We start from the raw sequence: 14487 nt of genomic DNA, 5'->3' as shown, positions 1-14487 counted from the left end.
AGGGGGATAAAGATAAAAATGCACATTAAAGATCGAAGTTCGATTCATGAAAATAAAGAAGTAGAAGCGTTTTGGAAGGAGCAATTATCTTCCGAGATTCTCGATTTTTCTGTATTTAAATTTAATAGCGATTACCAACTAAATAAAGAAATACCTTGTGAGTACGTTCAAGTCATAGTGAATGTAGAATTTAGTAAAAGTATACAAAAAATAAGTAAGTCTCAAGATTTATTATTATTTAGCTGGTTTCAAGCCGCTTTAAGGGTTTGTTTGGCACATTATACAGACCAAGAAAGAATTACTATTGGTATTCCTATAATTGAAAAGAATCTTGAACAAAGTGAGAATCTTAATAAGTTGATTCCTTTAGGAAGTGAAATCCATCCGCATCACACCTTTAAACAATTAGTAAATGAGATTGAACAAACGACTTTATTCGGGTATGAAAATCAGGAGTATCCGCTCTCTGAATTATTAGTTAAACACAATTTAACTCCTTTTCAAATTGTAATCGGGATGGAAGGATTACATAATGAAAATTCGCTAGAAGAATACGCAGAGAATAATTTAGTCCTATGGATACGAAGAAAATGGAATGAAATACATAATGAATTTGAATTTCAAATTTCTTGCAAGTCCCGTTCATTCTCTTCTTTGCAACAGTTTGCCAATTCGTATTGTTATGTTTTAAAGCAAGTTTCACAAAATCCGAATTTGGCATTGAAAGATATTTGTATTATTGCAGAAGAAGAAAAAGAGTTGTTAGAAGGATTGAATACTTTTCAAACGGGCATAGATTTGTTTCAATCATTTCAAGATTTGTTTGAAGCGCAAGTATTAAAAACTCCAGATCAAATTGCTGTTGTTTGTAATGATCAATCTTTGACATATAGAGAATTGAATAAGAAAGCGAATCAATTGGCTTCTATTCTTCAAAGTAAAGGTGTTTCAAAAGAAAGTATTATTGGCGTTATGGTAGATCGGTCATTAGAAATGATTATTGGTATGATGGGGATTTTAAAAGCAGGAGCAGCGTATTTACCAATCGACCCTAACTACCCAACTGAACGAATTGAATATATGTTACAAGATAGTCAAGCAAAATATTTACTTAGTAAGCGAACAGAGGAAGTATTGCCGCAATTTGCGGGTGAAGTACTGTATCTTGATAAAGAATATCTTTTCCAAGGTGAAGAAAGTAATTTAGTACGAGAACATAATCCTAATGATTTGGCTTATGTTATTTACACATCAGGATCGACAGGAAATCCAAAAGGGGTAATGATCGAACAAAAATCGCTAGTTCATTTTTTAAATGTAATGAGAGAAAAAGTAAAAGCTAATCAATCATTCTTGTTTCTTGCTAGTGTATCTTTTGATATTTCCTTGTTAGAAATATGTCTTCCTTTAACGCAAGGTTCAAAAGTAGTAATTGCTACAGAGGACCAGTTTGCAACAAAAGAATTGGCTCTTTTAGTCAAAAAACATAAGGTGGATTTATGGGAATCAACGCCATCGCGAATGGAAGTGATTTTGAGTGATCCAGAAGGGGCAAATTTTCTAAAAGATTTAAAATCTATTTTATTAGCAGGAGAATCATTTCCCATTGATTTGGTTGAAAAAATTCGTTGTATCAGTGAAGCAACAATTTTAAATATTTATGGTCCCACAGAAACAACCATTTGCGCAACAGTAAAAGACTTGAGCACTTCCAAAGAAGTTACGATTGGCAAACCTAACCCGAATTATCATTCCTATATATTGAATAAGTATGGCCAATTAAAACCATTTGGAATTCCCGGTGAACTCTGCATTGCTGGCGTAGCGGTAGCACGAGGGTATCTTGGTAAAAATAAACTGACAGATGAAAAGTTTGTACCGAGTCCTTTTGCGGCAGGGGAAATGATGTATCATACAGGTGATCTCGTTCGTTGGTTGCCTAATGGAGAACTTGAATATTTAGGTCGAATGGATCATCAAGTGAAAATTCGGGGGTATCGGATTGAATTAAGAGAAATCGAAACTCGATTAAGGGAATATCCAGAAATAAACCAGGCTATCGTTGTTGATCAAGTGTATGGAAATAGGAAATTATTAGCTGCCTACTATGTATCGGATAACAAGGTGTCTTTTGGTGAAATCAGAAAATATTTAAGTGATAAATTACCTGAGTTTATGATTCCTGAAAAAATGATTCAGGTAGAAGAGATTCCATTGAATCCAAATGGAAAAGTGGATAGAAAAAGATTGTTGGATATAACACAAACAGATTATGTATCAATTCCATACGTTGCTCCGCGCAATGAACTTGAACAAAAATTAGTGCGTGCATGGGAAAAAGTTATGGAGATCGAGGGAATCGGTATTCATGATAATTTTTTTGCATTAAAAGGAGAATCTATTAAAGCACTTCAGGTAATTAATTTATTAAGAAAAGACGGCTTAAAAATAAGTACAACAGATTTTTTTAAGCACCCCACAATCGCTCAACTGAGTTCTTGTGTAAAGCTAGAGCATAAAGAGGAAAACCTTGAAAGTAGACCAACTCATGTTAAAGATTTGTCTAAGCCATTTTCCTTAACAGAAGTTCAGACCGCGTATATGATAGGACGGAATTCACAGTTTGAATTAAGTGGTATTTCCCCTCAAACATATTTTGAATATGAAACAGCATTGGATATCAATCGTCTTTCAAAAAGTTTTCAAAAGGTAATTCATCGTCATCCAATGTTGCGAGCTGTAATTTTACCAGAGGGAAAACAGCAAATATTACAAAGCGTTCCTGATTACGAGATTGAAATAGTGAGTCTCATAGATTTAGATGATAGGAATCAAAATGCTCGCTTACAAGAAGAGCGTTCTCGAATGACTAACCATGTATTCCCTTTGGGGCAATGGCCTTTGTTTGAATTGAAAGCTTTTCTTTTAAAAGAAGACACGTATTTATTATGTTTTCGATACGATGCTTTATTAATGGACGGAGCAAGCATGAACATTGTTGGACAGGATTTGTTGCATTATTATTATAAACCAAATCAAAAATTAGAATCTTTATCTTTTGATTTTCAAGATTATATGTTTATCTATGATGAAATGGAACAAAGCGAAGAATATAAAACAGCAAAAGATTATTGGACAAGTAAGCTTCCTGACTTTCCTTTTGCACCTTCTTTGCTGTTAAAAAAGGATCCAGCAGAGATTGCTACTCCTAAATTCCAATCACTTACAAAAATCCTGGATAATAAAAAATGGACAAAGCTACGAAAGTTAGCACAAGAGAAAGAGGTAACGCCTTCCGCTCTACTTTGTACAATATATGGTGATGTGTTGGCATATTGGAGTAATCAACGTCGATTAGCAATTAACTTGACTGTATTTAACCGTTATCCTGTTCATGATGAAGTAGAACAGATTGTTGGAGATTTCACATCACTTATTTTATTGGATGTTGATGTAAAATCAGAGCAAACTTTCTTTACTAGAGTAAAAGAAACGCAAGCTACTTTATTAGATGGCCTTGAACATCGTCATTACGATGGAGTTAACTTTATTCGAGATTTTACTCGATATCATCAAATGACGCCAAAAGCAGTTATGCCAATCGTTTTCACCTCGATGTTAGCAGGTGCAGGTGCTTTCTCTTGGGAACAACTTGGTTCTCTTCGCTATATTCATGCTCGGACTCCACAAGTGTATTTGGATAATGTAGTAATTGAAAAAAATGGAGAGTTATTAATTAGCTGGAACTATGTTGAAGAGTTGTTTGATGTTGATGTAATAGAAGCAATGTTTTCCCAATTTGTTGACTTATTGGAACAATTGGTGAAACAAAGCGATATAACATCTTTGCAGATGAAAGAATCGGATCAAACTCTAATTAAGCAATACAATGAAACAACAGAAAAAATACCTTCAACTACCCTGTATCAATTATTTACAGACCAAGTAAAACGTACGCCGGATGAAGTAGCAGTGGTATTTGAACAAGAATGGTTAACATACTCGGAACTTCATAAACGTTCTAATCAAATTGCCCACTTCTTAAAAGAGCAAGGTATTGGTCTAGGTGACAAAGTGGGTCTTTTAGCAAAAAGGCGAGTTGAGACAATTGTTAATATGTTAGGTATTTTAAAATCAGGTGCCGCTTATGTTCCGATTGATCCCGATCATCCTTTAGATCGCCAAACATATATTTTAAAAAATAGCTCATGCAAGCTTTTATTAGAACCTAGTCTTTATGAAGAAAATCATTTGTCATTTTATACAACAGAAGATATGCCCGCTATTGCTGGTTCAGAAGATATTGCCTATATTATATACACTTCAGGAAGTACAGGAAAACCAAAAGGAGTAATTATTACTCACCAAGCGGTTACAAATACTATTCAAGACATAAATCAAAAATATGAGGTGAATGAAGATGATCGTATTATTGGTATCTCTTCCATGTGTTTTGACCTATCTGTATACGATATTTTCGGAGCTTTAAGCACAGGTGCAATGTTAGTAATGATTCGTGATCCGAGAGACATGCAAGAATTAATCCGCACTGTCGAACGTAGAGGGATTACAATTTGGAATACAGTGCCTGCAATCATGGATTTGGCATTGGATCAAGTAGGTTCTCATTTTGAATATCCTTCTTTACGTTTAGTTTTACATAGTGGAGATTGGATTCCGCTTTCTTTACCAGAAAAAATAAAAAGACATTTTCCGATTGCAGAAGTAGTTTCACTAGGAGGGGCAACAGAAGCATCGATTTGGTCAATTTATTATCCGGTCAAACAGGTGGAATCACATTGGAATAGTATTCCATACGGGATGCCCTTGGCAAACCAAACGTATTATGTGTTGAACTATGAAAAGAAAATGTGCCCTGTTGGTGTAATTGGAGATTTATATATCGGGGGAGTGGGCCTTGCTAAAGGATATTTAAATGATGAAAAGAAAACAAATGAAGCGTTTGTGTCACATCCTGATTTTGGTCTTATATATAAAACAGGAGATTGTGGAAAAATGCATTCTGAGGGATATATTGAATTTTTAGGCCGCCAAGATTACCAAGTGAAAATTCAGGGATATCGAGTAGAGTTAGAAGAAATCTCTCATTGTCTTCTAACTTATAAACAAGTCGAACATGCTGTCGTAATTGATCAAACAGATGAGAACGGAATAAAATTTTTAGTTGCATATGTGGTAACTGAGCAAAATATTAGTACAACAGAACTACGAAAGCATTTGCGAGATCACTTGCCAGATTATATGATTCCTTCTTATTTTGTTTATTTGGAACAATTACCCCTGACTCCAAACGGGAAATTAGATAGAAAAGCGCTTCCTACTCCGGAGAAACAAAAAAATGAAGTATTTATTGCCCCAAAAACTGAAATGGAAAAAATATTAACTAGTATTTGGCAAGAAGTACTCAAAATAGATCAAGTTGGAGTAAATGATCATTTCTTCGCCTTAGGTGGAGATTCGATAAAAGCGATTCAAGTGTCCGTTAGACTGTATCGACAAGGATTCGAGCTTGAACCAAAAAATCTATTTTCATTTCCTATATTAAGGGACATGGTTCAATTTGTTAAAAAGCTAGACCAGTTTTCAAGTTCACAAACAAATGATGTAAATATAATGAACGATAATAAAGCTATATTACTAAATGTTAAAGATAAACAACTTAATCAACATACACTTACCAAAATACAAGAAAAAATGCCGGATATAAAAATAGAACGTATTTATCCGTTAGCACCTTTCCAGGAAGTTATTTATGAGCACGCTACGAATGAACCTGATACAAATGCATATTTTGAACAAACAATTTGGGCACTTGAGGGGGAGCTGGATATTAAACTCTTTATTCAGTGTTTCCAACAATTAGTTGATCGTCATGATTCTTTAAGAACAATAATTGTGCAAGATGAACAAGCAAAACCTTGGCAAGCTGTTCTATATGATGTTCAAATAAATTCAGAAATAAAAAACTTAATTGAGATGACGAAACAAGAACAGCAAGAATTCCTAGATCAGTGGATGAATGAAAATTTAAGTCAAGGATTTAAAAATGATGAACTTATGACCCGTCTCTGTATATTCCAACTAAGTAATAACGAGCATAAGGTAATTTGGAGTTCCCATCATCTATTATGTGATGGTTGGAGCGTCAGCATTTTGATAGACGAATTATTCCAGCTCTATGAAACAACAAATGCGGGAACTACGGCAGAGTTACCTATGGTAAAACCTTTTGAAACATTCATAGACTGGACTTTGGCACAAGATCATGAGAAAGCACGTCATTTTTGGCAGGATTATTTATCAGGATACAATCAGAAAATTAGTATTCCTAAAAAGAAAGTCCCATCTAGAAGTGAAGGGTTAAACTTCACTTTTATGGATTTAACATTAGAAAAGGATTTGACTAATCAGTTACAGACATTTGTAACTAAAAACAATATAACTATGAATACAGCACTACTAGCTGTATGGGGAATATTACTTGGCAAATTTAACGGAACGAGAGAAGTAGTATTGCCTAATCTAGTATCAGTCAGACCTCCCGAAGTAGAAGGAATTGAAAATATGTTCGGGCTGTTCACAAATGTTTTGCCTATCCGATTAGCATGGACAGAAACGCAATCTTTTGTGGATTTCCTGCAAAAGGTACAACTAGAGACATTGAAATGTAATGAGTATGCATACTATTCATTTGTTGATATACAAAAGCAAAGTGAATTAAAAACTGAGTTGACTGACCATCTTTGGGTTTTTGAAAACTATCCAACTAATCCAGCAATCTTTTCTTCAAATGAAAACAGACATTTTGCTATCACGGATTACGAAGTTGTTGATGAGCCACATGTAAAGTATGGAATTATGTGCTTCCCTGAAGAAAAACTTACAATAAAGTTTGGATTTGATCAAACGGTATATGAAGCAGAGAAAATACAGGAAATATTAAATCACATCCATGGATTAATCAACATGATTCTTCAAAATCCAATACAAGCAATTGGTGATTACAAATTATAAAAATTAAAAAGGCGAGCAAGAACTCGTCTTTTTAAATAGAATAGGAGTAAATCAAATGACAAAAAACTTGCAGTTATCAGCCGAAGAGATGCGTCAGTTAGGATATCAAGCGGTTGACTTGATTGTTGATCATATGAATCATTTAAAAAGTAAACCAGTTTCAGAAACGATTGATAGTAATATTTTTAGAGACAAGCTAATTGAAACGATTCCGGAAAACGGATCTAATCCAAAAGAATTACTTTATTTTCTTAATAACAATGTGTTTAATCAAATTACTCATGTGGATCATCCTCATTTTATGGCTTTTGTGCCAGGTCCTAATAATTATGTTGGTGTATTAGCAGATTTTTTAGCAAGTGGGTTTAATGTATTTCCTACAGCTTGGATAGTAGGTGCAGGTGCCGAACAAATTGAATTAACGACAATTAACTGGTTAAAATCAATGCTAGGATTCCCTGATTCAGCTGAAGGACTATTTGTCAGTGGTGGTTCCATGGCTAATTTGACTGCACTTACTGTAGCGAGACAGGTCAAGCTGAATAATGACATAGAAAATGCGATTGTTTATTTTTCTAACCAAACTCATTTTTCTGTAGATCGAGCACTTAAAGTATTAGGTTTTAAACAGCATCAAATTTGCCGAATTGAGACAGATGAAGATTTAAAAATTTCAGTTAGTACTTTAAGAAAACAAATAAAAGAAGATCGATTAAAAGGGAAAAAACCATTCTGTGTTATTGCTAATGCAGGGACAACGAATTGCGGAGCGGTGGACTCCCTCGATGAATTGGCTGATGTATGTGGTGATGAAGATATATGGCTACACGTGGATGGGGCTTATGGGGCTGCAGCAATTCTCAGTGAAAAAGGAAGGGAGTTATTAAGTGGAATTCATCGTGCCGATTCTTTAACGTTAGACCCGCACAAATGGCTTTTTCAGCCTTATGATGTTGGTTGTGTACTTATTCGAAATAGCCAATATTTAAGTGAAACATTTCGTATGATCCCAGAGTATATTAAGGATACAGAAACTAATATAGAAGAAAAAGTGAATTTTGGGGAGCGTGGAATTGAACTTTCTCGTAGATTTAGAGCATTAAAGGTATGGCTTTCTTTTAAAGCATTCGGAGTTACAGCTTTTCGTGAGGCAATTGATCATGGCATTATGCTAGCTGAACAAGTTGAAGAGTTTTTAAGGAAAGAAAAAGATTGGGAAGTAGTAACACCTGCCCAATTAGGAATTGTTACTTTTCGTTATATTCCATGTGAGCTAACATCTACAGATACAATTCATGAAATAAACAAAAAATTGGTGGAAGAAATTAATCAAAGAGGATTTGCTATGCTAAGTACGACTAAATTAAAAGAAAAAGTAGTAATTCGACTTTGCTCTATCAACCCAAGGACAACAAAAGAAGAAATACTTCAAATCATGATGAACATAAAAGCATTAGCAGAGGAAATAAACACATCGCCTAAACATCTTATATCTGTTTCTCAACCTTGATATATTAGGCGGATTTTACATATTAATAGCCGATTCTTATTTAGAATCGGCTATTATATTTAAATGATAAATACATATATACTATTTATAAGTGTTTCTCTTGTAATGGGATTAAGCCTCAACCTTGGATACTCGTTTGAAACCAGTCTTTATTGCTTGTACTATTTCGTTCACAGCATAAATAGATACATCGGCATTTGGATTTAACCCTTCAAACCAGTGATAGGCATTTGGATATAAATGAAACTCCACATCAACACCAGCTTGTGCTAGTTTGCTTATATAGGTTAATGTTTCGCTGCGGAATGGATCTAATTGACCAACAAATGTGTAAGTATACGGTAAGTCACTATAATCCTCAGCTCGAGAAGGTGCTGCATAGGCAGGGATTTGATCCGTTCCATACATTTCTCCTAAATACATTTTCCAGCCAGCTTCATTTGCCTTTTGGTTCCAAACAAATCCCTCTTTAATTTCATTCGCTGAAGGTGTATCATTTCTGTCATCAATCATTGGATATAGTGGCATTTGTAAACAAATTGAAGGATATTTTCGATCTCGGGCTAATAATGATAATGCTGCTGTTAGTCCACCGCCAGCGCTTACTCCTGCAACCCCAATTCGATTCGAATCAATGTTTAATGACTTTGCATTATCAGCAATCCATTTTAAAGCTGAATAACAATCCTCAATTGGTGCTGGGTAAGGGTGTTCAGGTGCTAAGCGGTAGTCTACAGACACGACCACACAGCTAGCTTCTTTTGCAAACCTCATACAAGTATCATCGTTATCATCTATAGACCCTAAGATATAACCTCCACCATGTATCCATAATAAGACAGGTAAAGATTCATGATTTGATTTTGGACGATAAATTCGTAATGGTAACGGATTATCATCAGGCCCAACAATGACTTTATCTGTTAAAGAAAGAGAGTCATCAACAACGGTAGGTGGTCTCATTTGAGCTATTCCTTCTCTGATTGATTGCAAATTCTCTGGGCGTAAATCGAGATCCGGAAACATCTCTAACCCTTGTAATAATTCTGGATTTACTCTAGTTTTCATTTTAGCACCTCTATTTGTAATTGTTTTCAAATAAATGAAGTGTATTCTAAGTAGTTTAATTGTGAAAGAACACCACAATTAAATTGTAAATTGGATATGTTATAACGGTCAACAGAATATTCGGAAATTAAAACCTTTCTCAAGAAGGAGTTTCATGCAATTAATAATACAAGTAGCGGATTTAAGAGCAAAGTGTTTTAATGTCGTTGTAATTATGTACATTAGAAAAATTTATTTTCTAGACTCATGAAGAATTATGAAAAGCAAAATTTTATAGATAGTTACCTTAAAAATAAACAAAAAGAGAAGAACTAACCAATGTTCTTCTCTCTTTTTCATATGTAATTAGGGTATCCATAAATGTAAATAAGGATGGTATAGATTAATGGATGAATAATTTATTTTTAAATAAATAACGTAATAAATAAATATTTTTGTATGTAATATTGCATATACAGGGACCACTGGTGAAAATGCTGAGCGATGTTTTTCCATATGGTAAATTAGTTCTTTAGTTATTTACTTTATTTCATTTTCAATCGTGTAAGGCTTGGGGCTAAGATTTACAAAGGTGACTAGTAAAAAATATAACAATATAAGTATAAGATTTTGTACTTAGTAATCTCGCGATTTAAGGCATGGCATTGGATAAGTGCGGGGCGTTCAATCGATTTTGAATAAAATTGATAGTATCAGTTGCAATTTTTTTACGTTTAAGAACGATCCCGGCATGCCCGCATGTATAAATATATCGTGTAGGTTTTTCCCAAGCTTCCCACAAGTAGTCTGTATCCTCAGAATGCACATATAGATCGTGCTTACCTGAAATTAATAAAATATTTTCTTTTTGTACTTTTGGTAATGCTTGACTCGGTTCAGTGATTTTCCAATAATCTATTAAATCATCATACGTAACACCATGATGTTCCAAGTCTTCTCTAATAAATTTACCTGGAGTTGTATTCCAAATAGAATAAGAAAGTCGATTTGCATAGAAAATGGATGCTAACACATCAATCTCTTCTTCAACAAGAGAGGTTAAGTTAGTAATAAATCCGCCTAAACTAATTCCTATTAGAATCAGGGGCCCCTTTTTATTTGCTTTAATCCATTTAATCAAAGCTCGTAAATCAGCTACCGCTTGTCTAGTTGCTTGTAATGTTCGTTCAATATTTGCACTTACCATATACTCTCCACTGAATAAGGATTGATCGGGTTTTCTTTCAAAATGATAGGGTAGAGTGAAATAATACATATTCCACTTCAGGCTGGTCATATGATCGTGGAATATTTTTTTCACACGTTCGTTAGAATCCATTCTCCAACCGTGAACAAAGATAACATGAGGTGCATTTTCATTTTTATGTAAGAATAATTCCCCAGTTACAGAGTCGTTGTGTGAATCACCGGATTGAACCGAACTTTTATAGTTGAATTGCCCAACCATGTATTCATTTTCCTGCTTTGAATGCTTAATGTCAAAATGAAAATGTGATGGTTTTACTTTATAAAAAGATTCTATGTTCTTTATATTTAATGAAGTGTTAGAAAGGGAAGTAAACTGAAACGCTACACTTCTTTTTTTGTGTAAATCATATAAGGCGTACCGATCAATGAGTTTTGAAAAAATCAAATTAACCTCCTCCAAAATACATATTGTTTAAAACATAGACAAAATTTATGTTTTAAATTAATTGGGAAATATTCTCTTTTCCTAATAGTAGGTGCTTGAATTATAAAAATAGGTGATAAATTTGTATATTATATTATAAATCTTGCAATAAAATAAAACTATAAATAATTTATATTAAAATTTAAGAAGAATGTTAACTTGTTTCTTTTCTTATTAAAAGATGTAATTTCTATGAGGAACTTAACAATTCCCATCTAGATATTCACAAATAGCTTCTCTATATTTATTGTATAGAAATTATACAATAAATATATTTTTTATATTATATACATTAAATTAAGCTTAACCTCTCTTTTCTATAAATCTCTTAAATTGACTAACTCCTTACCAATATTCAAAAACGACTGCATTTTTGAATTTGTGTTCTAGTTTTTCTTGAACAGGTAAATGAATAACTACACATAAACTCCTTATATCTCTAGTTAAACTACCGATTAGCTCCATATAAACTCTAGATAACCTATATAGAATACAAGTTATCAAGGAGGTAAGAAAAATGAATTTTATGAAACGAGCGATTCTCAGTATGAAAAAAAGGATAGGAACATCATTAATTTTGATGGCAGTTTTTCTGATTGTTACAAATTTGGTTCTTTCAGGTTTCACAATCCAAAATGCATCAAAAAAAGCAGCGGATGCTGCAAGAAAAAAACTTGGTGCAGATGTTACTTTAGGTCTTGATTTCGACAAAATAGGTCAAAAAGCTAAGGAAACTGGAGAAATGCCAAATCCGCCGCAGCTCGATGCAAAAGAAACAGATCAATTAGCGAAGTCCAAGTATGTAAAAGATTATAATTACATAGCTAACACTTTCGGTATTTCTGATGGGCTTAAACTAGTAGGAGCTTCAGAAGGAGAAGAAGAAGGAAAAGGTAAAGTGGGAATGACGGCTGCGCGAGGCGGTTCAAGCTCTGGTACAGAAATAGATATGAATGCTTCTTTTATGATTGAGGGAGTTCGCAAGACTGCATTACAAGAAAGCTTTAAAAACGGAAAAAGTAAAATCATTGATGGAAAACCAATAACAGAGCAAATGAAGGATCAGAATGTAGCTTTAATGGAAAAACGATTAGCGGAATTAAACAATTTGAAATTAGGAGACAAAGTTAAAGTGCAATCAGGGGATAAGAAGGAAACCCTTGAAGTTGAAATTATCGGTATTTACGAAACAAATGAGCAAGCAATGGGTCAACAGGCTCCTCCTATTATGGATCCAGCTAATAAACTATATATGCCGCATTCAACTATGAAAAAATTAGAAGTAGACCAAGGTATAAGTAGTGTTCAAGTCGTGTATTTCTTGAATGATCCACAATATATTGATGCATTTAAAAAAGAAGCAAAAAAATCTAATATTGATTTTAATTATTATAAATTAGATGCGCATGATTCATTGTACAAGCAAATGATTGGTCCTATCGAAAATATCTCTTCGACTTCTCAAATGATTATTTATATTGTATCGATTGCAGGTGCGATTATTTTAGGATTAATTATTATGCTATCAATTAAAGGACGTCGTAAGGAAATGGGGATTCTATTGTCCATTGGAGAGAAAAAGTGGAAACTGATGGCACAGTTCGTAGTAGAAGTAGTATGTGTCGCTATTTTAGCATTTGGATTATCTATAACAACAGGAGCTAAAGTTTCTCAATATATCGGGGATAATTTACTTTCGAATGAAATTGCTACTGCAAGCGAAGAAACAGATACCTCGCAACATGGTACTGTAATGATGGCTGGACCTGGTGGTACTCTACAAAATCAAAAAGAAGATCCAATTGATAAAATTGATGTAAGTGTAACAGGAGAAGATGTAGGGAAAATGGGTGGAATTGGACTAGCTATTGCTATAATAGCAACGCTTCTTCCGGCATTATCTATTCTACGTTTAAACCCAAAACAAATTCTTTTAAAAGATGAATGAGGAGGCTCGATATGGAGACAATTTTACAGTTTAAAAATTTGGATTATTATTATGAAAGTAATGGAAAAAATGTAGCGATACTAGAAAATGTTAACTTTTCTTTTCAAAAAGGACATTTCTACACGATTTTAGGACCATCTGGATCTGGTAAAACCACAACTCTAAGCTTAGGTTGTGGACTAGATGTCCCTAAAAATGGTTATGTACTGTATAATGGCAAAGATATTAGAAAAATTGGTTTGGATCGATACCGTAATCAAAATGTATCTGTAATTTTCCAATCTTATAACTTAATAACCTATATGACAGCTCTTCAAAATGTCTTAACAGCAATGGAAATTACAGGTGTTAAAGTGCAAAATAAAACAGCAAGAGCATTAGAATTGTTAGAAAGGGTAGGACTCACAGAAGTTGAAGCGAAACGAAACGTCCTGCAACTAAGCGGTGGACAACAACAGCGTGTAGCAATTGCTCGAGCACTATCTTGTAATGTTGATTTACTGATTGCAGATGAGCCGACAGGAAACCTCGACGAGGAAACTGCAATGGATATAATAGAACTATTTCAAGAACTTGCACATAAAGAGAATAAATGCATTATTGTTGTGACGCACTCACAGGAGGTTGCTAAAAAATCAGATCGTGCAGTGTATTTAAGTAAGAAGAAGTTGGTCGTAAATGAAATCTAATATAAACATCGTAGCTTTTCAATTCACATAATTTTCAAAATCTAGACCTTTCAAAAGCTTATATTTGATTTATAATAAAATCAAGCCATAATCAAAATGGTCTCCCTGTACTGAATGTTAAAATAGTTTGTTGTTCCCGTTTTAATAATATAATAAAAAGAACTTGTAGGATATTCTACAGGTTCTTTTTATTATAATTGGTTGCCTATATCATGGGATAATCACACATAAAAAATGGGACATTACCTAGATGTATGACCTAAATATCGTCCCGTTTACCTACTCTGTATAGTTATTGCAGAATTAAACCTACAATCATAATTAAACTAAATACTATTATCCAACCAAACGCACAATAGCCAAAAATTCTAATCCATTTAGGTAATTGATTCATGTTAATTTTATTTGAGGGAACTCCCTGCATAGAAAACATCATTTTTTGATCTCTATCTCTATTATTTTGTTGTTCATACATACTATCATCACCTTTCCAGAACTATTGCGTTTATAGTATATCAGCCTAAAGAAAATTATGTACAGAATAAGAGGGGATAGCATAAATATT

At 33.6% G+C, this 14487-nt stretch carries 7 protein-coding genes; 4 read left to right on the top strand and 3 right to left on the bottom strand.

All coding sequences use genetic code 11. From position 1 onward, the window contains the following. Positions 1-18: 18 nt before the first annotated feature. Positions 19-7035 (top strand): amino acid adenylation domain-containing protein, encoded by a 7017-nt coding sequence (locus tag MKY21_RS13645; RefSeq protein ID WP_341076531.1) that lies wholly within the window; start codon positions 19-21, stop codon positions 7033-7035. Positions 7036-7090: 55 nt separating this feature from the next. After that, a complete protein-coding gene (locus MKY21_RS13640; protein ID WP_136986620.1) occupies positions 7091-8545 on the top strand; it encodes a pyridoxal phosphate-dependent decarboxylase family protein in 1455 nt (484 codons plus the stop codon). A 111-nt stretch (positions 8546-8656) separates the two neighbouring features. On the opposite strand, the gene MKY21_RS13635 is transcribed toward MKY21_RS13640, so the two are convergent. Together MKY21_RS13635 and MKY21_RS13630 are read right to left on the bottom strand one after the other, a co-directional pair. Further along, positions 8657-9613 carry an alpha/beta hydrolase gene (locus MKY21_RS13635; RefSeq protein WP_341076527.1) on the bottom strand — a complete coding sequence of 319 codons (957 nt, stop codon included), beginning with the start codon at positions 9611-9613 and terminating at the stop codon, positions 8657-8659. A 631-nt stretch (positions 9614-10244) separates the two neighbouring features. After that, complete coding sequence (locus MKY21_RS13630) at positions 10245-11246, bottom strand: alpha/beta hydrolase (RefSeq protein ID WP_061663157.1); 1002 nt, start codon at positions 11244-11246, stop codon at positions 10245-10247. A 556-nt stretch (positions 11247-11802) separates the two neighbouring features. Between MKY21_RS13630 and MKY21_RS13625 the strand changes: the two genes are divergently transcribed. Both MKY21_RS13625 and MKY21_RS13620 read left to right on the top strand, forming a co-directional pair. Next, positions 11803-13233 carry an ABC transporter permease gene (locus MKY21_RS13625; protein ID WP_086423213.1) on the top strand — a complete coding sequence of 477 codons (1431 nt, stop codon included), beginning with the start codon at positions 11803-11805 and terminating at the stop codon, positions 13231-13233. 11 nt (positions 13234-13244) lie between these two features. Beyond that, positions 13245-13922 (top strand): ABC transporter ATP-binding protein, encoded by a 678-nt coding sequence (locus MKY21_RS13620; protein WP_000447863.1) that lies wholly within the window; start codon positions 13245-13247, stop codon positions 13920-13922. A gap of 292 nt (positions 13923-14214) precedes the next feature. Here the strand turns inward: MKY21_RS13620 and MKY21_RS13615 are convergent, their stop codons facing one another. Further along, on the bottom strand, positions 14215-14397 hold the full coding sequence (locus MKY21_RS13615) for a hypothetical protein (RefSeq protein WP_000273229.1): 183 nt from the start codon (positions 14395-14397) through the stop codon (positions 14215-14217). Positions 14398-14487: the final 90 nt, after the last annotated feature.

Origin of the sequence: Bacillus sp. FSL R9-9497 (assembly GCF_038005805.1) — a bacterium.
GTDB classification, from domain to species: domain Bacteria; phylum Bacillota; class Bacilli; order Bacillales; family Bacillaceae_G; genus Bacillus_A; species Bacillus_A cereus.
Note: the sequence above shows the minus strand (reverse complement) of the source record. Positions and strands in the feature narration are given on the sequence as shown.